General features: G+C 68.0%; 17 protein-coding genes. 6 read left to right on the top strand and 11 right to left on the bottom strand.

The window, feature by feature from the left end; translation table 11 throughout:
• The first annotated feature begins 1 nt into the window (after nucleotide 1).
• Entirely contained in the window at nucleotides 2–784 is a 783-nt protein-coding gene (gene ppk2, locus EO141_RS14435; protein ID WP_127169533.1) for a polyphosphate kinase 2, read from the top strand.
• Here ppk2 and EO141_RS14430 read toward each other — a convergent pair.
• From EO141_RS14430 to EO141_RS14415, 4 genes are all read right to left on the bottom strand, one after another.
• Nucleotides 766–1,992: a hypothetical protein gene (locus tag EO141_RS14430; RefSeq protein ID WP_127169532.1), complete on the bottom strand. Its 1,227-nt coding sequence runs from the start codon at nucleotides 1,990–1,992 to the stop codon at nucleotides 766–768. The two genes, ppk2 and EO141_RS14430, sit on opposite strands and share 19 nt — an antisense overlap.
• 84 nt (nucleotides 1,993–2,076) lie before the next feature.
• Nucleotides 2,077–2,343 carry an acylphosphatase gene (locus tag EO141_RS14425; RefSeq protein ID WP_119129692.1) on the bottom strand — a complete coding sequence of 89 codons (267 nt, stop codon included), beginning with the start codon at nucleotides 2,341–2,343 and terminating at the stop codon, nucleotides 2,077–2,079.
• On the bottom strand, nucleotides 2,343–2,951 hold the full coding sequence (locus EO141_RS14420; RefSeq protein ID WP_104582249.1) for a TlpA disulfide reductase family protein: 609 nt from the start codon (nucleotides 2,949–2,951) through the stop codon (nucleotides 2,343–2,345). The genes EO141_RS14425 and EO141_RS14420 overlap by 1 nt, the downstream gene beginning before the upstream one ends.
• Nucleotides 2,948–4,225 carry a YihY family inner membrane protein gene (locus EO141_RS14415; RefSeq protein WP_104582248.1) on the bottom strand — a complete coding sequence of 426 codons (1,278 nt, stop codon included), beginning with the start codon at nucleotides 4,223–4,225 and terminating at the stop codon, nucleotides 2,948–2,950. The genes EO141_RS14420 and EO141_RS14415 overlap by 4 nt, the downstream gene beginning before the upstream one ends.
• A gap of 111 nt (nucleotides 4,226–4,336) precedes the next feature.
• Between EO141_RS14415 and wrbA the strand changes: the two genes are divergently transcribed.
• The 4 genes from wrbA to ybaK all read left to right on the top strand — a co-directional run bounded on the left by wrbA (nucleotide 4,337) and on the right by ybaK (nucleotide 6,324).
• Nucleotides 4,337–4,933, top strand: a complete 597-nt coding sequence (gene wrbA / locus EO141_RS14410; protein ID WP_127169531.1) for an NAD(P)H:quinone oxidoreductase — start codon at nucleotides 4,337–4,339, stop codon at nucleotides 4,931–4,933.
• A complete protein-coding gene (locus EO141_RS14405; RefSeq protein WP_127169530.1) occupies nucleotides 4,930–5,274 on the top strand; it encodes a DUF2069 domain-containing protein in 345 nt (114 codons plus the stop codon). Before wrbA ends, EO141_RS14405 begins: the two co-directional genes overlap by 4 nt.
• 86 nt (nucleotides 5,275–5,360) lie before the next feature.
• Nucleotides 5,361–5,846, top strand: a complete 486-nt coding sequence (locus EO141_RS14400) for an asparaginase domain-containing protein (RefSeq protein ID WP_016900703.1) — start codon at nucleotides 5,361–5,363, stop codon at nucleotides 5,844–5,846.
• Nucleotides 5,847–5,850: 4 nt separating this feature from the next.
• Nucleotides 5,851–6,324, top strand: coding sequence for a Cys-tRNA(Pro) deacylase (gene ybaK / locus EO141_RS14395; RefSeq protein WP_126972293.1), 474 nt, complete (start codon nucleotides 5,851–5,853; stop codon nucleotides 6,322–6,324).
• 204 nt (nucleotides 6,325–6,528) lie between these two features.
• Here ybaK and EO141_RS14390 read toward each other — a convergent pair whose 3' ends face one another.
• The 5 genes from EO141_RS14390 to sufT form a co-directional block, all read right to left on the bottom strand.
• On the bottom strand, nucleotides 6,529–8,229 hold the full coding sequence (locus tag EO141_RS14390; RefSeq protein WP_126942344.1) for a S8 family peptidase: 1,701 nt from the start codon (nucleotides 8,227–8,229) through the stop codon (nucleotides 6,529–6,531).
• 365 nt (nucleotides 8,230–8,594) lie between these two features.
• Nucleotides 8,595–10,004, bottom strand: a complete 1,410-nt coding sequence (locus EO141_RS14385; RefSeq protein ID WP_164739228.1) for a S8 family peptidase — start codon at nucleotides 10,002–10,004, stop codon at nucleotides 8,595–8,597.
• A gap of 261 nt (nucleotides 10,005–10,265) precedes the next feature.
• The gene (locus EO141_RS14380) at nucleotides 10,266–12,002 is read right to left on the bottom strand and encodes a S8 family peptidase (protein ID WP_115676231.1); all 1,737 of its coding nucleotides are present in this window, start codon (nucleotides 12,000–12,002) and stop codon (nucleotides 10,266–10,268) included.
• Between the two features lie 315 nt (nucleotides 12,003–12,317).
• The gene (locus EO141_RS14375) at nucleotides 12,318–13,403 is read right to left on the bottom strand and encodes a branched-chain amino acid aminotransferase (RefSeq protein ID WP_104649489.1); all 1,086 of its coding nucleotides are present in this window, start codon (nucleotides 13,401–13,403) and stop codon (nucleotides 12,318–12,320) included.
• A gap of 64 nt (nucleotides 13,404–13,467) precedes the next feature.
• Entirely contained in the window at nucleotides 13,468–14,022 is a 555-nt protein-coding gene (gene sufT / locus EO141_RS14370) for a putative Fe-S cluster assembly protein SufT (protein ID WP_016900709.1), read from the bottom strand.
• Between the two features lie 175 nt (nucleotides 14,023–14,197).
• Between sufT and EO141_RS14365 the strand changes: the two genes are divergently transcribed.
• Entirely contained in the window at nucleotides 14,198–14,617 is a 420-nt protein-coding gene (locus tag EO141_RS14365) for a hypothetical protein (protein WP_127169529.1), read from the top strand.
• Nucleotides 14,618–15,383: 766 nt separating this feature from the next.
• Here the strand turns inward: EO141_RS14365 and EO141_RS14360 are convergent.
• Together EO141_RS14360 and EO141_RS14355 are read right to left on the bottom strand one after the other, a co-directional pair.
• Nucleotides 15,384–16,841, bottom strand: a complete 1,458-nt coding sequence (locus EO141_RS14360) for an NAD(P)(+) transhydrogenase (Re/Si-specific) subunit beta (protein ID WP_127169528.1) — start codon at nucleotides 16,839–16,841, stop codon at nucleotides 15,384–15,386.
• A complete protein-coding gene (locus tag EO141_RS14355; protein ID WP_115676228.1) occupies nucleotides 16,838–17,143 on the bottom strand; it encodes an NAD(P) transhydrogenase subunit alpha in 306 nt (101 codons plus the stop codon). Before EO141_RS14355 ends, EO141_RS14360 begins: the two co-directional genes overlap by 4 nt.
• Nucleotides 17,144–17,174: the final 31 nt, after the last annotated feature.

Genomic DNA, 17,174 nt, shown 5'->3' with positions numbered 1-17,174 from the left:
CATGTCGCACCTGAAACGCAAGGCCTACAAGAAGCTGTTGGCACCGCTGCAGCTGGAACTGGTCAACATGGCCCGCTGGCTGCGCCACACCAACCAGCGCGCGCTGGTGCTGGTGGAAGGCCGCGACACCGCCGGCAAGGGCGGCGTGATCCAGGCCATCGCCAGCCATCTGAACCCGCGCCAGTGCCGGGTGGTGGCATTGCCGACACCCAACGACCGCGAAAGCACGCAATGGTATTTCCAGCGCTATGTGGCGCACCTGCCGGCGGCCGGCGAGTTGGTGCTGATGGATCGCAGCTGGTACAACCGCGCCGGCGTGGAACGGGTGATGGGCTATTGCACCGACGCCCAGTACGAAGCGTTCCTCGATCAGGCGCCGCGTTTTGAACAACTGCTGGTCGACGACGGCATCCTGCTGTTCAAGTACTGGCTGTGCGTGGACCAGGCCGAGCAGGAACAGCGCTTTGCCGAACGCCAGGAAGATCCGCTCAAGGGCTGGAAGTTGTCGCCGGTGGACCTGCAGTCACGCAGCAAGTACGAGGACTACACCGCCGCGCGCGAGCGCATGCTCGAGGTGACGCATACGCCGGACGCGCCGTGGACGCTGGTGGATTTCAACGACCAGAAGCGGGGCCGACTGAGTCTGATCCGCAACCTGCTGGATCGGCTACCGGACATCGCAGTGCCCGATGACACGCTGCAGCTGCCACCGCTGGATCGCAAGCCGCACAAGGAACGTTACGGAGTACTGGAACCGATCGACGATTACGCCGGCCAGTCCTGAGAGATCTCGTCGCTGGCCGTGGCGCGCGGCAGGGGATACAGGCCGGACTGGCGTTCGGCCTGTTCGGCCTGCAAGACCAGCTGGCTCAGGCGCTGACTGAACAGCTGCATGAACCCGCGGTGCAGCGGGCGCATCGCTTCGATGTAATCCACATCGTCGGCCTGCGGACCGAGCGGGCTGCAGGACGATAGCAGCACTTCGTCCAGGCGCAGCGCGCTGTCGGGCAGACGCACCAGCGCAGCGCGGCGCAACCAGTCGCGCATGCCCTGGCGGTACTCGGCGGCCAGGATGTAGGCCACTTCGACCTGATCCAGGTCCACGTCCGGATTCCACGCCAGCACCTGGATGACCTGCGAGCGCTCGTCCAGCATGCGGCTTTCGGCAACCAGGCCGTGCAATTGCTGCAGCAGACGCCATTGGACGCCGGCGGCTTCGCGTTGCGGGGCCGGCAGGCTCTCGATCGCCAGCGCCAGGCGGCGTGCGAACAGTGCAGGCACCTCGGCCAGGACGACCGGGCCGGCATCGGCGCCGAGCAGGAAACGTTCGGTGCGCAGCGTGGCGGTGTCGGGCAGGTAGCCGTCCTGCAGCGGCCGCATCACGCCATGGTCGAGCAGCGACAGCACCACATCCAGCCAGTAGCGACGCTCCTGTTGCAGTGCGCGGTTGGCGGTGGCGTTCTGCCAGGCCGGACGGACATCGTCCAGACGCGCGATGCAGGCCTGGGCATCGAGGTTGTCCCAGGGCGCACGGGTGGCGTCATTGGGATCGAAATTTTCCACGCTGAGCATGCCGCCGCCGAAACGGTGCCAGGCTGCGCCGCGCTGGGTGCCGGCGGGATCGGGCCTGGACGCGGTCATCGGCGCGGCGGTGGCCGGGCGCAACAGGGCAGCATAGGCATCTGCCCAGGAATCGGGCAGACGCGCCGACAGCGGATAGCCAGCTGCGGACGGGCCCAGGCCGCGACGAGCAAGTTTCAGGCTCCACAGCACCGCACCGATCGCGATGCCGCCGAAGATCCAGGCCAGCAGCCAGCTGGTGGCCGCCTGCCCAGGCTGCAGCACACGGGTCTGCGGCTGCAGGAACAACAACCAGCCGCTGCCCGACAGGACCCCCAGGTACAGCCATGGCGCAAGCTGCGCCAGGCGGCGGTTGCGATGGTGGGCAGGCGGTTCGTGCCCGTCGGTGTGATCTTGAGATGGAGCGGCCATATAGTTCCCCTGCGCGCCTGATCGCGCTGACAAGGTTATCGGCGACGCATCGCAAGTCTGTTGGCCTGCGCCGGCGGCAGCGACTCAGCCAGTTACACATTCTTCAGTCGGCGGCTGCGCGCAGGGCATGCGTGTCACCGCCGCGACCCGGGCCGCCGGCGGGCCTTGCCACAACCAGGTTTCCAGCGCATCCAGGGCGGCGTCGGTCCCGGCAGCGACCACCTCCACACTGCCGTCGGGCAGGTTGCGCGCGTGTCCACGCAGGCCCAGCGCAACCGCGCGCTCGCGGGTGGCCGCACGGAACCACACACCCTGCACCACGCCGGTGACGAGGAAGCGCGCCGCCTGCATCAGCCGGCCTTGCCGGTGATGCCGACCGCGGTTTCGATGTCGCGCGCGGTGACCGGGCCGAGGAACTGCTTGGCAACCTTGCCGTCCGGACCGATCAGATACGTCATCGGCAACCCGCGCGGCGTGGCGAAGTCCTGGGGCGGCTGGTAGGGGTCGAGGACGGCGATCGGGTACGACACCGGGTGGTCCTTCAGGAACGCCTGCATGTCGGCGCTGCTGATGTCTTCATAGGCCAGGCCCACCACCTCGATGGTGTCGCGCATGGTGTGCAGCGCCGACAGCTCGGGCATCTCCTTCAGGCACGGCGCGCACCAGGTGGCCCAGAAATTGACCACCACCCACTTGCCGCGATGCGCGGCCAGGTCGTAGGCCTCGCCGGTCACGGTCGGCAGCGACAGCTTGGGCATCTCGGCGGTCTGCTGCACCACCGAGGAGTCGGTCGCGCCTGCCGGGTCGGCGGGGGCGGCAGGGGTTTGCGGCGTCTGCGCGGTGGGCGCAGGCGCTGCACCGCCCGCAGCGGGCGTGCCCTCGCTGGCGGGCTTGCAGGCGGTCAGCAGCAACAGCGGCAACAGCAGCGCACAGGCGCCGCGCACGAGGCGCACGGTCATGAGGGGTCTCCGGGAAGGTGGGTGTAGAGGTCGCCGACCGGTTGCGCCAGCACGCTGCGCAAGGGTTGACGCAGTTGTTCCAGCGCAGCGGACGCGGCCTGGCCGTAGGCATCGTCGCGGCACGGCAGGGGGCGGTCTTCGATCGGCACGCGCAGCTGGCAGTTTTCGTAGAGTTCGGCCAGCGGCACCACGTCCAGGTCGCGCGCCAGCAGCCATTGGCCGCGCTCGTCGCGGCGCAGCAGGCGGATGCGTTTGAGTTCGCACAGCAACTCCTGCATCAGCGTGTCGGTGAGCATCGGCTCCAGCGCCAGAATGCGGTCTTCGTCCAGCCCGTTGCCATGGATGCGTGCCTGGCGGAAACGACCAAGCAAACGCAGCAGGCCATAGATCTCAAAGCCCGGCGGCAACCGCATCGCTTCGGGCTGGTAGCGAAACGCGGACATCGACGAGGCCAGCGAAGCGCCCAGCAGCACCGACACCCAGCTCAGATAGATCCACAGCAGCAGGATCGGCAGCGCCGACAGTGCGCCGTAGATGCGCTGATAGGTCTGGAAGTTGCCCAGATAGAAGCCGAAGCCCCATTTGACGATCTCCATCAGGATCACTGCCAGCAATGCGCCCGGCAGCGCGTGCCGCAGGCGCACCGCATGCTGCGGCACCACGCGGTAGATCAGCACGATGCAGACGAACTCCACCGCCATCGGCGCCAGCCGCCAGGCGAATTCGGCCAGCCACTGGCCTTCGGTGGTGCGGAACAGCGGCAATGCGAACACATAGGCGGCCATCGCCATCGAAGCCGCCGCCAGCATCGTGCCCAGGGTCAGCACCGTCCAGTAGATCAGGAAGCGGGTCACCTTCGGCCGTGCGGCGGCCACCCGCCAGATGCTGTTGAAGGTCTGCTCGATGCTGTGCAGGGTGATCAGCAGCGAGGCCACCAGCGCGACCATGCCGGCCACGGTGAACTTGCCCAGATCTTCCAGCGAACGGTTGAGGTAGTTCTGCACCGAACGCGCCGCGCCGGGCACGAAGTTGTTGAAGATGAAGTCGGTCAGCGCGTCCTTCCATTCGTTGAAGGCCGGAAACGCCGACAACACGCCGAACACCACGATCGCCAGCGGCACCAGCGCGAACACCGTGGTGTAGGCGAGCGAGGCGGCGGCCTGGAACAGGCGGTCATCGAGAAAGCGGCGCCACAGGAAGCGCCCGAAGCTCACGGTCCGCGCGCGGTCGCGCAGCCGTTCCTTCCATTGGTGGAGTTTGTTCACGCGCGACATCGCGCAAGGGTACCCGATGCGCCGTCATCGCGGCCTTGCCGCAGCCGCAGCGTGCAGCGAGGTGGTGGCTTGGCCGATACTGCGGCAACTTACATAGGCGGTGGATGCGCGATGGCGGAGATTCTGGTGCTGTATTACAGCCGTGGCGGTTCGGTGGCGCGGCTGGCGCGGCAGATCGCGCGCGGCATCGGCGAAGTGCCCGGCATGAGCGCGCGGCTGCGCACGGTACCGCCGGTGGCGGCAGTGACCCAGGCCAGCGCCCCGCCGGTGCCGGACGAGGGCGCACCGTACGTGGACAAGGCCGATCTGGCCGAGTGCAGCGGGCTGCTGCTGGGCAGCCCGACCCGCTTCGGCAACATGGCCGCGCCGATGAAGCATTTCCTCGATAGCCTGGGCGCCGAGTGGGCCAGCGGCACCCTGGCCGGCAAGCCGGCAGGCGTGTTTACCTCCACCGCCGCGATGCACGGCGGCCAGGAATCCACCTTGCTGTCGATGCACCTGCCGCTGCTGCACCACGGCTGCCTGATCGTCGGCATTCCGTTCACCGAGCCGGCACTCAGCCACACCACCAGCGGCGGCACGCCCTATGGCGCCAGCCATGTCTCCGGCGCCGGCGGCGACCCGCAACCGAGTGAGGACGAAGCCCTGCTGGCGCGTGCGCTGGGCCGGCGGGTGGCCGACATCGCCCGGCGCCTGGCCAGCCCGTGAGCCTGCGCGCCACGCACTGGTTGCTGACCGCCGCGCTGCTTGCGCTGACGGTGTTGTTCGTGACCTGGTTTCACGACGACCGCCACCGCGCCGCGGCGCTGCTGGTGTTTGCACTGCCGCCGGCGCTGATGGCCGCGCTGACGCTGCGCAGCGCGCGCGCGCGTTTCTGGGCCGGCGTGTTCGCGCTGGGCTGGTTCAGTCACGGCGTGATGGCCGCCTGGAGCCAGCCGCAGGCGCGTGGGCTGGCGTGGCTGGAAGTGCTGCTGGCCCTGCTTGTCGTGGCACTGGTGGGCGGCCCCGGGATGGCGGCGCGCTTCGGCCGCCCTCGCCCTCCACGTTGACCCGGCTTGGGCAGCGCACGCGCCGGGGTCGTATCATGACGGCCCTCGCGCGGCCTGCACCGCGCCCGTTTGAAGGACTGGCAGCAATGGAAGACCTCCTGATCGTCACCACCGGTGGCACGATCGACAAGATCTACTTCGACGACAAATCGGACTACCAGATCGGCGACCCGCAGATCGGCCAGATCCTCAAGGAGCTGGGCGTGACCTTCCGCTTCTCGGTGATTCCGATCATCCGCAAGGATTCGCTGCACATCACCGATGCCGACCGCGAACTGGTGCGCGCCACCATCGCCGCCCAGCCGACGCGCCATGTGCTGATCACCCACGGCACCGATTCGATGGTGGAAACCGGCAAGGTGCTGCAGTCGATCGCCGACAAGACCATCGTGATGACCGGCGCGCTCAATCCGGCGCGCTTCCGCGGCTCGGATGCCGAGTTCAATATCGGCTGCGCGGTCGGCGCGGTGCAGTCGCTGCCGGCCGGCGTGTACATCGCCATGAACGGGCGCATCTGGAATCCGGAAAAGGTGCGCAAGAACGTCGCCGCCAACCGCTTCGAGTCGCTCTGACGCCATGAGCAAGGCCACCCGCGCGACCAGGGCCCTGGATGCCGCCGGCGTGGCCTATGTGTTGCACCCCTACGTGTACCAGGCCGATGCGGACGCCAAGGGCGTGCAGGCGGCAACCGCCCTGGGGCTGGCGCCGCACACGGTGCTGAAGACACTGATGGCCTGGGTCGACGACCAGGCCGTATGCGTGGTGATCCCGTGCGATCGCCGGGTGTCGTTGAAGAAACTGGCCAGTGCCTGCCACGGCAAGTCCGCGCGCATGATGGAGGTGGCCGATGCCGAGCGTCGCACCGGCTACAAGGTCGGCGGCATCAGCCCGCTCGGGCAACAACGCCAGGCGCCGGTGCTGATCGAAGCCAGCGCACTGGATGCCCCGTCGCTGTGGATCAACGCCGGGCAACGCGGTTTGCTGCTGGAATTGCCGGGCGACGGCATCGTCGCCGCATTGCAGGCGCGGCCCTGCAGTGTCTGCGACTAGACGCGGCGATCCCCGTGCCGCGTGCATGTCGGCTGGTGCCGGCCGGCACCTGGGACATGCAAAAAGTGCCTTCTGCTTGCGGCAGCGATCACGCACGTGCCAGGAGACGTGAGTGATGCGCCGGTGCCACGTGCCCGACGCGCGATCACGCGCATAGGCCGGGCGCAGCCCTGCACCCACCGGCGCGCAGGGCCGCGCGCACGTTCAGTACGTGGCCACCAGCGTGACCGCCGAAAATGCCAGCGTGGCCTTGAGCCGCACGTAATACACCCCTGCCGCAGGCGCGGTCAGCGTGCAGCTGTCGGCGTTGCCCACCACCGCGGTACGGCAGCCATAGGCGGTATCGCTGGGCAATGCGCCGGCGCGCAGCGACAGATCGGCATTGCCGCTGCCTCCGCTGAGCGCCACCCGCAGGCTGCGCGTGCCCGCGGGCACATTGACCTGGTAATACAGCGAACCACCGGTCGCCGCGGCCAGGCCGCTGCGCGCTGCATTGCTGGTCAGGGTGGTCGAGGCGATCACCGCAGCCACCGCACCATCGGCATTGACCAGCCCTGCCCCGCACCCCTGCGGACATGCCACCGGCAATGCACGCGCAGTGCTCTTGAGCATGGCTTCGACGCTGGCCGCACTGAGCGGATTGAGCGCCACCGACTGCATCAACGCCACCACGCCGGCCACGTGAGGCGCCGCCATCGAGGTGCCGCTGTAGACCGCGTAACTGGGATTGCCCGCCGCGGTGGTGCCGCTGTTGAGCGTGGACAGAATCGCCTGGCCGGGAGCGGCGATATCCACGCCCTTGCCGAAGTTGGAAAAACTGGCCTTGGCCCCGGACGACGTGGTCGCCGCCACCGCGATCACGTTCGGGCAATTGGCCGGCACGCTGTTGGAGACATCGACATTGCTGTTGCCGGCGGCCACCACCACGCTGGTGCCGCGTGACACCGCGCTGGCGATCGCATTGCTCAAGGTGGTCGAACAGGTGCCGATGCCACCCAGCGACAGGTTGATCACCTTGGCCGGGGTCGGATTGGCCGGCACACCGGACACCGTGCCGCCGGAGGCCCACACGATCGCATCGGCGATATCGGACAGATAGCCGCCGCAACGGCCCAGCACGCGCACCGGCAGCACCTTGGCATTGAATGCCACGCCTGCCGTGCCGGCGCCATTGTTGGCGGCGGCCGCGACGATGCCGGCCACATGGGTGCCATGCCAGCTGGAGCTGGACGCGCTGGCACCGCTGCCGCAGTCGTTGGCCGCGGCCCAGTCGCCCACATCGGCGGCGCTGGTGTCGCGTGCGTTGCCGTCGCGGGCGATGAAGGCGTCGCTGATGAAGTCGTAGCCGGCCAGCACATTGGCCGACAGCTCCGGATGCGTGGTGACGCCGGTATCGATCACGGCCACCACCGCGCCCTTGCCGGTCGCCTTGTCCCAGGCCGGCCGCACGTTGATGCCGGCGGTCGTGGTGCCCAGCGCCCATTGCTCGGACAGGCGGGTGTCATTCGGCACCAGCATCGGACGCATCAGCATGTCCACTTCCACGCGCTTGACCGACGGGTCGGCCGCCAGCCGCCGCATCAGCGTTTCCGCGTCGACCCGGTCCAGCGCGCGGTCGGCCACCAGCAGTTGCGGCCCGACGCCCAGCCAGCGCGACGACGACAGGCCGAGCGCGCGCCCGCGCCGCGCCGGCACTGCGCGGGCGATCTCGCGCAGCGAGCCGCTCAGACGCCCGCCACGGTTGCCGGCGCTGCTGTCCTTGTAGCTGACGATGAAACGCTGATGGGCCGACGCCGACCCCAGCCCCTGCAGGCTGACATCGCCGGCGAACGCGGGCGCAGTGCCGCACAGCAGTGCACAGGCCAGCGCGACATGGCGTAACCCTTTGAATGATAGATGGTGCATGGATCGACCCCTCCCCAAGATGTCGTGGTGCAAACGCGGGCACAGGTGTGCCGCTTCGCATCGTGGTGAGGCGCGCCGACTGGCGTCGCTGCCCACCTGCCCACGCTATCGACCCGGTACGAGCGGACCTGAGCCGGGATCGCCGGCCAGACGTGGCGAGCCATGGGGTCTGTTAAGGCGGCCGCTTGAACGGCAGATGCCGGCGGCGACCGGAACTGCGCCGACCTGCCCTCCCCGTACACCCCAAAAACGCCATTGCCCCGCGTTTTGGCGGGGCAATGGGGGATACCAAGCGTGCTGCAGCCACACTGCATCACGCAGACCGACGCGGTGCCAACGGTCCGCCCGCTGGCACCGCGCGTGGCTTACGGGGTCTGGCTGACGGCACCGGCCGCGTTGACGATGCCGGCACCGCAGCCACCCGAGCAGGCGCCCGGCAGTGGACGGGCGGTGTTCTTCAACAGGGTTTCCACCGCCGCCGGGGTCAACGGACGGCTGGCCGCCGACTGCACCAGCGCCACCACGCCGGCCACGTGCGGGGCCGCCATCGAGGTACCGTTGTAGGAAGCGTAGCTGGCGCTGCCCGGGGTGGTGGTGCCGCTGTTGAGCGTGGACAGGATCGCCGAGCCGGGGCCGGAGATGTCGATGGTGCTGCCGAAGTTGGAGAAGCTCGAACGCGCCCCGGCCGAGGTGATCGACGCCACCGAGATCACGTTGGCGCAGCTGGCCGGGGTGAAGTTGGCCACGTTGGCATTGCTGTTGCCGGCCGCCACCACCACCGTGGTGCCGCGCGACACCGCGCCGTTGATGGCGTTCTGGTAGGTGCTGGAGCAGGTGCCGTTGCCGCCCAGCGACATGTTGATCACCTCGGCCGGGTTGGCGTTGGCCGGCACCCCGGACACGGTACCGCCGGACGCCCAGACGATCGCATCGGCGATGTCGGAAGTGGTGCCGCCGCACAGGCCCAGCGCACGCACCGGCACGATGCGCGCATTGAACGCGGTGCCGGCCACGCCGGTGCTGTTGTTGGTGACCGCGGCGATGGTGCCGGCCACGTGGGTGCCATGCCAGCTGGAGTTGGCCGCTGCCACGCCGGAGCCGCATTGGTTGGCAGCGCGCCAGTCGCCCTGGTCGGCCGGATTGCTGTCGCGACCGTTGTTGTCGCGCGCGCGTGCCGCGTCGCTGATGAAGTCGTAGCCCGGCAGCACGTTGGCATTGAGGTCCGGGTGGCTGGTGATGCCGGTGTCGATCACCGCCACCACCACGCCGGTGCCGGTGGCCGTATCCCAGGCCGGACGCACGTTGATGCTCGAGGCGGTGGTACCGAAGCCCCACTGCTCGGACAGACGGGTGTCGTTGGGGGTCAGCGTCGGATACATGATCTGGTCGACTTCCACGTACTCCACGCTCGGGTCGGCGGCGATCCGGCGCATCAGCGTCTCGGCCTCGGCGCGGTCCAGGCCACGGTCGGTCTTGAGCACTTCCGAGCCCAGCGCGGTGCGACGCACGTGATTCAGGCCCAGCGCACGGCCGGCGCGTGCGGGCACGGCGGTGGCGACCGACCTGAGCGATGCACGCATCGAGGTCGGGCTCACCGCGGCGCTGGAACCGTCCCTGTACTTGACGATGAAGCGATCCAGGGTGGGCTGCGAATCCAGGCCGGAAAGATTGACCTGACCGGCAAACGCCGGCACCGCCAGCAGCAAGGTCAGCGCGGACACACCCAGGACCACCAGCGCGCGCGTGGGCGCACGACGTTGCGACACATTGGACATCGATCGTTCCTTATTTGAGAGGGTGCCGCAGGTGCGGCGAGATGGCCGAACCGTCCCCGCGTGCTGCGGATCGGGTCGGGCAGTGCACGGGCGCGTGCGCCCGGCGAGACGACTGACCGATGTCCATTCCGGTCGAGCGGCAACACATCACCGGCGCCTGCCGATGCGGCAGACGTGGGCGATACGTCGCTGATGGGGTAAAGCCGCTCTGCGGCACCGGATCGGCACTGCCCGGCCATGGCCAGGCAGTGCCGACGTGCCTCAGTAGCTGGCGCGCAAGGTCACGCCGGAGAACGTGCTGTACGCCTTGACCCGCACGTAGTACGTGCCCGACGGCGCGCTGATGCTGCAGGTCTCGGCATTGCCGCTGCGGTAAGGGCGGCAGGTGTAGGTGGTGTCGGTCGGCGCACTGCCGGCACGCACGTACAGGTCTGCGTCGCCGCTGCCGCCGCTGATCGCCACGGTCAGCGTGCCGCTACCGGCCGGCACCGCGATGGTGTAGTTCAGTTCCGCACCCGTGGCCGCACCCAGTCCGGTAACCGGCGTGCCGTTGGTCAGGGTGTTGCCGGTGCCGCCACCGTTGCTGCCACTGATGGCGGCGGTCACCGCCGCATCGGCATTGACGATGCCGGCACCGCAGCCGCCCGAGCAGGCGCCCGGCAGCGCACGCGCGGTGTTCTTCAACAGGGTTTCCACGGCGGCCGGCGTGAGTACACTCGGCGCGACCGACTGCACCAGCGCCACCACGCCGGCCACATGCGGCGCCGCCATCGAGGTGCCGTTGTAGGAGGCGTAGCTGGCGCTGCCCGGCGTGGTGGTGCCGCTGTTGAGCGTGGACAGGATCGCCGAGCCCGGCGCCGACACGTCGATCCCGGTGCCGAAGTTGGAATAGCTGGCCTTGGCGCCGGCCGAGGTGGTGGCTGCCACTGCGATCACGTTGGCGCAGTTGGCCGGCAGCGAACCGGACACGTTGACGGAATCGTTGCCCGCCGCCACCACCACCGTGGTGCCGCGCGAGACCGCACCGCTGATCGCGTTCTGCATGGTGGCCGAGCAGGTGCCGCCGCCGCCCAGCGACATGTTGATCACTTCGGCCGGGTTGGCATTGGCCGGCACGCCGCTGACGCTGCCGCCGGACGACCAGACGATGGCGTCGGCGATATCCGACAGCGAACCGCCGCACTTGCCGAGCACGCGCACCGGCACCACCTTGGCGTTGTAGGCAGTGCCCGCCACGCCGGTGGTGTTGTTGGTCACCGCGGCCACCGTGCCGGCCACATGGGTGCCATGCCAGCTGGAAGTGGCGGCGGGAATGCCGGTGCCGCATTCATTGGCGGCGTACCAGTCGCCTTCGTCGGCGGGATTGCTGTCGCGTCCATTGCCGTCGCGCGCCGTGGTGGCATCGCTGATGAAGTCGTAGCCCGGCAGGATGTTGGCGTTGAGATCGGCATGAGTGGTGATGCCGGTATCGATCACGGCCACCACAACATTGGCGCCGGTGGCCTTGTCCCAGGCCGGGCGGATATTGAGGCCGGCGTTGGTGGTGCCGAAGGCCCACTGCTCGGACAGCCGGGTGTCGTTCGGGGTCAGCGTGGCGTGCAGGATCTGGTCCACCTCCACGCTCTGCACGTTGGGGTCGGATGCCAGCTGGCGCATCAGGGTTTCGGCTTCGGCGCGGTCGAGTGCGCGGTCGGTCCTGACCAGCTCCGGTCCCAGCGCCAGGCGGCGCACCGAGTTCAGGCCCAGCGCCTTGCCGGCCTTGGCCGGAACAGCGCGCGCGGCGGTGCGCAGCGACGTGCTCAACGCGGTGGGACTGGCCAGCGCGGTGCTGCCGTCCTTGTAGGTCACGATGAATTTCTGGTGGGTCTGGGCAGTGGCCAGGCCATCCAGATAGACCTCACCGGCAAAGGCCGGGGTCGCCAGCAACAACGAGGTCAGCGCAGCCGCGCTCAGGATGGTGAGTGCGCGGGGGCACTTGCGGAAAGACTCGTTCGACATCGAATTCCCTTCTAGATCAAAGAGCACCGCCGTGGCGGTGGTAGCCGGTGCCGCCTTCCATAGGTCAGCACCGAGGTCCCGGATCGACCCCCTGTTATCGATCCGTTCAGCGAACCTACCGCACTACAACCAGACTGGACAATAAGAAGTTCGCACTTTCTACAAATCAAATATCAGATTTGTGACACCGTACGGCACCGTTCAGTCAGTTGAAGACATGTTCGGACATGCATAGCCACGCCCCTGCTGCGCTGCGCCCAAAAAAAAGGCCCCTGCGCGACTGCGCAGAGGCCTTTTTTGACGCGATGTGTTGGCTCAGGACAGACGCACCAGCCAACCATGACGATCCGGGACGCGCCCATATTGGATATCGGTCAGCTCCTGGCGCAGCGACATGGTCACCTCGCCAGCCGGGGCGGACAGATCGCCGACCGCAAAGCCATCGCCCTTCAGCTCGCCGATCGGGGTGACCACGGCGGCGGTGCCGCAGGCGAACACCTCGGTGATCTCGCCCGACGCCACGCCCTGCTTCCACTCGTCGATGGCGACCTTGCGCTCGATCACCTGCATGCCGCGGTCGCGGGCCAGTTGCAGGATGCTGTCGCGGGTGATGCCTTCCAGGATGCTGCCGGACAATTCCGGCGTCACCAGCGTGCCGTCCTTGTAGACCAGGAACACGTTCATGCCGCCCAGCTCTTCGATGTACCTGCCTTCGACCGGGTCCAGGAACAGCACCTGCGAGCAGCCCTGTGCATAGGCCTTCTGCTGCGGCAGCAGCGAGGCGGCGTAGTTGCCGCCGCACTTGGCCGCACCGGTGCCGCCCTTGGCCGCACGTGCGTATTCGGTAGACAACCAGATCGACACCGGCGCCACGCCCTTGGCGAAATACGGACCGGCGGGGCTTGCGATGACGTAGTAAGAGGCCTTGTGCGCGGCACGCACGCCCAGGAATGCCTCGTCGGCGATCATGAACGGGCGGAAATACAGGCTGGTTTCCGGGGCCGACGGGACCCAACTGGCATCCACCGCCACCAGCTGGCGCAGCGATTCGACAAACAGGTCGACCGGCAGTTCCGGCAACGCCAGCCTGCGCGCCGAGCGCTGCAGGCGCTCGCCATTGGCCTGCGGGCGGAAGGTCCAGATCGAACCGTCGGCATGCCGGTAGGCCTTGATGCCTTCGAAGATCTCCTGGCCGTAATGCAGCACCGAGGCGGCCGGATCCAGCTGCAGCGGGCCGTAGGCGCGCACCTGCGCGTCATGCCAACCGAGCTCGTTGGTCCAGGAAATGGCGACCATATGGTCGGTGAAATGCAGCCCGAAGCCGGGCGCGGCCAGGATCACGGACAGCTCGTCGGCACTGCGCGGCGACGGGGAACGGGTGGAAGCGAAAGACACGGACACCGGAAGATTCCTGTATGGCGGGCGAAAGGACGCGGCGCCACCTCTTGGACATGGCGCCTGATGATCAGAGCATGCCGGTCTCGAGACGGGCTGCTTCGGACATCATATGCCGGCCCCACGGCGGGTCGAAGACCAGCTCGACGTCGGCTTCGGCAATGGTCGGGATCATTTCCACCTTGCTGCGCACGTCGTCGACCAGGATCTCGCCCATGCCGCAACCGGGGGCGGTGAGGGTCATCTTGACGTCCACCCGGCGCTGATCGTCTTCCTCGCGATGGCTGACCACCGCCTCGTAGACCAGGCCCAGATCGACGATGTTGAACGGGATCTCCGGGTCGAAGCAGGTGCGCAGCTGCTGCCACACCAGCGCCTCCACCTCTTCGTCGCTGGCATCGGCGGGCAGTTCCAGCCCCGGCGGGGCCTCCTTGCCGATCGCATCGCCATCCTTGCCGGCAATGCGGAACAGGTTGCCTTCGACAAAGACGGTATAGCTGCCACCCAGCGCCTGGGTGATATAGCCGTAACTGCCTGCGGGCAGGGTCACCGAATCGCCCTGCGGCACCATGACGGCATCGCAATCGCGTTCGAACTGGACGGGTTCGCTGCTACGGGAATACATGGGCTGGATATGGGGCCGCGGCGGGTGCGCGCAAGTCCGCCATTCTAGCCGACCACGGCAAGGCCGCTGCCGGTTGCCGGATGGAGCCAGCGACGACGCTGCATTCCATCGGCGCGCCCATCACCGCGCAAAGCACGTCGCGCGCCTTATCATGTGCGCACTGTCAGGAGCTCCAATGCCGCCCACCACCGCGTCCGCCAGAACCGCCCACTGGCTCTGGCCCCCGCTCCTGCTGCTGGGATGCGTCACCGCCCTGATCGCCTGGATGCTGATCGCGCTTGCCGCCGGCAACCAGGCAGGCTGGATGGCGGTACTGACGGCCCTGGAAATCGTCTGGATGCTGCGCCTGGGCACGCTGGGCGCCGGCCCGCTGCGCACCGGCGTTGCGATCGCGGCGACCGCGCTGGTCATCGTCGGTGCCAACTGGGGTATCGCTTCGGCACACCTCGGTGGTGCGCTGGGCCTGGATCCGTGGACCTCGGCGCAGAAGATGGGCACCGGGCTGGCCTGGACCCTGCTGCAGCTGGCCAACAACGGTTTCGACCTGCTGTGCTATGCCGCCGCACTGGTCCTGGCGTGGTGGACGGCGCGCTGAGCCAGGCGCGTTTTGTCGCAATCGCCGGCGCACAGATGCGTTGAAGCGGCGGCCGCGCAGCTTCGGGTAACGCTACTGCTACTGGGTGCTATGCGCTTTGTTGCGCTGACGCAGCGATGCCTGGAGAACTGTGCGAGTGGGCTGCAGGGCGCTTTAGCTGGCTGCGGAGCTCTTTACCTGGCTGCAGGGCCCTTGCCCGCCCACCATCGCGGGACACGCCGCGAGTACGTCCTTGTAGGCTCCGGCGCGGCATCCATGCCGCTCAGGGTCCCGCGACGGTGAGCGGGCAAGGACCCGTCGAGAGGGTCGGTGTGCATGGAAGAGCAGTGCCGGATCCGGATGCACCTTGTTCGATCATGAAGCATCGGCTCCAGGTCTGATGCACACCGCACTACAGACAGCTTTTCAAACAAGGGCCGGCCAACTGCCTGGTGCGGTGTCCTTGCCGGTTGCGGGACCGTATGACGGCATGGATGCCGCCACCGAGCCCCCCATGGATGTGTTCACGGCGTGTCCCGCAAGCGGTGAGGGCGCCGCGCCCTCGACTAGCCAGGCTTTTGACTATCTGCAAAAACACCGCTGCGAATCGAAAGCCCGGTGTTTTTCTGAAAGCCCCGCGTCCTGCTCGGGACTGGCTGGACACGGCGAAGAGAGCGACTTGGCGCAGCTGTCCTGCAACGCCGCTACACGGGCCCAGGTGCTGAGGACGGCGCCGCTTCCACGCATGACGTCACAGACGCATCCACCTGATCCGTCGCACGAGGCCTCAGTGCCCGCCCCCGTCCAGCGCCTTCAGCTCGCTGACCAGCGCGCCGGCCGCTTCCGCGCCATCGCCGTACAGCATGCGGGTGTTGTCGGCGTAGAACAGCGCGTTTTCGATGCCGGCAAAGCCGGTGCCCTTGCCGCGCTTGATCACCACCGTGTTCCTCGAATTGACCACGTCCAGGATCGGCATGCCATAGATCGGACTGGCCGGGTCGGTCCTGGCCACCGGGTTGACCACGTCGTTGGCGCCGATCACCAGCGACACATCGGTGCTGGCGAACTCGGGGTTGATATCGTCCATGTCGGCGATAAGGTCGTAGGGCACGCCGGCTTCGGCCAGCAGCACGTTCATGTGCCCGGGCATGCGCCCGGCGACCGGGTGGATCGCGAACTTCACCTTGACCCCGCGCGCGATCAACCGCTGCGCCAGCTCCCAGATCTTGTGCTGCGCCTGCGCCACCGCCATGCCGTAGCCGGGCACGATCACCACCCGCTCGGCGAACGCCATCATCGCCGCCACGTCGCCGGCCTCGATCGGCTTCTGCGCACCGCCGATCTCCTGCGCCTGGCCGCCGCCACCGAAGTTGGAAAACAGCACGCCGCTGATCGGCCGGTTCATCGCCTTGGCCATCAAGCGGGTCAGCAGGATACCGGCCGCGCCGACCATCATGCCGGCGATGATCAGCGCCTCGTTGCCCAGCACGTAGCCCTCGAACGCCACCGCCAGGCCGGTGAAGGCGTTGTACAGCGAGATCACCACCGGCATGTCGGCGCCGCCGATCGGCAGCGTCATCAGCACGCCCAGCGCCAGCGCCACCACGAAGAAGGCGACGATCGCCAGCGGCTGCAGACTGCTGGCCACCCAGATGCCGAGCACCAGCACCGCCAGTGCCACCAGCAGATTAAAGGCCTGCTGGCCCGGAAATGTCACCCGGCGGTCGAGCCGGCCATCCAGCTTGGCCCAGGCCACGATCGAGCCGGACAGCGACACCGCGCCGATCGCCGAGCCCACCACCGCCAGCACCACGGTGGTGGTATCCGGCCGCCGCGCCGCCAGGTCGGCGATGGCCTGTGCACTCCAGTGGGTGGTATCGCGGTTGGCGAAGAAGGCAAAGCGCAGCAACTCCACTGCCCCGATCGCCGCCGCCGAGCCGCCGCCCATGCCGTTGTACAAGGCCACCATCTGCGGCATGTCGGTGATGGCGACCTTCCTGGCCGACCACCACGCCACCCCGGTGCCGATCGCCAGCGCGGCCAGGATCAGCGGCACGTTATGCAGTTCGGGCAGGAAGAACGTCGCCACCGTGGCGATCAGCATGCCCAGCCCGGCCCAGCGGATGCCGCTGCGCGCGGTCAGCGGCGAGGCCATGCGCTGCAGCCCGAGCAGGAACAAGGTTGCCGCGACCAGATAGCTGGACTTCACCAGCCACGCCAGCAACGCGGCGGTGGAGACGTTCATGGCGCGTCCCCGCCCGGCGGCTTCCTGCTGGGCCTGAACATGTCCAGCATCCGCTCGGTCACCACGTAACCGCCGGCCGCATTGCCCGCACCCAGCATCACCGCGACAAATCCCAGCGCCTTTTCCAGCGTGGTGTCGGCATGCCCGAGCACCACCATCGCGCCGATCAGCACGATGCCGTGGATGAAGTTGGAGCCGGACATCAGCGGGGTATGCAGGATCACCGGCACCCGCGAGATGATCACGTGGCCGGCGATGGCCGCCAGCATGAAGATGTACAGCGCTACGAATCCGTCGCTCATCGTCGCTCGCTCCACTGGCCGGTGTGGCCCG

The organism is Xanthomonas sp. BRIP62415, assembly GCF_003993515.1.
GTDB classification, from domain to species: domain Bacteria; phylum Pseudomonadota; class Gammaproteobacteria; order Xanthomonadales; family Xanthomonadaceae; genus Xanthomonas; species Xanthomonas euroxanthea.
Note: the sequence above shows the minus strand (reverse complement) of the source record. Positions and strands in the feature narration are given on the sequence as shown.

Excerpts from the sequence above, each read along its gene's own strand:
- EO141_RS14415 (WP_104582248.1), bottom strand. The coding sequence starts at position 4,225 with ATGTCGCGCGTGAACAAACTCCACCAATGGAAGGAACGGCTGCGCGAC.
- EO141_RS14385 (WP_164739228.1), bottom strand. The coding sequence starts at position 10,004 with ATGTCCAATGTGTCGCAACGTCGTGCGCCCACGCGCGCGCTGGTGGTC.
- EO141_RS14430 (WP_127169532.1), bottom strand. The coding sequence starts at position 1,992 with ATGGCCGCTCCATCTCAAGATCACACCGACGGGCACGAACCGCCTGCC.
- EO141_RS14390 (WP_126942344.1), bottom strand. The coding sequence starts at position 8,229 with ATGCACCATCTATCATTCAAAGGGTTACGCCATGTCGCGCTGGCCTGT.
- EO141_RS14355 (WP_115676228.1), bottom strand. The coding sequence starts at position 17,143 with ATGAGCGACGGATTCGTAGCGCTGTACATCTTCATGCTGGCGGCCATC.
- ybaK (WP_126972293.1), top strand. The coding sequence starts at position 5,851 with ATGAGCAAGGCCACCCGCGCGACCAGGGCCCTGGATGCCGCCGGCGTG.
- EO141_RS14380 (WP_115676231.1), bottom strand. The coding sequence starts at position 12,002 with ATGTCGAACGAGTCTTTCCGCAAGTGCCCCCGCGCACTCACCATCCTG.
- EO141_RS14360 (WP_127169528.1), bottom strand. The coding sequence starts at position 16,841 with ATGAACGTCTCCACCGCCGCGTTGCTGGCGTGGCTGGTGAAGTCCAGC.
- sufT (WP_016900709.1), bottom strand. The coding sequence starts at position 14,022 with ATGTATTCCCGTAGCAGCGAACCCGTCCAGTTCGAACGCGATTGCGAT.
- ppk2 (WP_127169533.1), top strand. The coding sequence starts at position 2 with ATGTCGCACCTGAAACGCAAGGCCTACAAGAAGCTGTTGGCACCGCTG.
- EO141_RS14420 (WP_104582249.1), bottom strand. The coding sequence starts at position 2,951 with ATGACCGTGCGCCTCGTGCGCGGCGCCTGTGCGCTGCTGTTGCCGCTG.
- wrbA (WP_127169531.1), top strand. The coding sequence starts at position 4,337 with ATGGCGGAGATTCTGGTGCTGTATTACAGCCGTGGCGGTTCGGTGGCG.
- EO141_RS14400 (WP_016900703.1), top strand. The coding sequence starts at position 5,361 with ATGGAAGACCTCCTGATCGTCACCACCGGTGGCACGATCGACAAGATC.
- EO141_RS14425 (WP_119129692.1), bottom strand. The coding sequence starts at position 2,343 with ATGCAGGCGGCGCGCTTCCTCGTCACCGGCGTGGTGCAGGGTGTGTGG.
- EO141_RS14365 (WP_127169529.1), top strand. The coding sequence starts at position 14,198 with ATGCCGCCCACCACCGCGTCCGCCAGAACCGCCCACTGGCTCTGGCCC.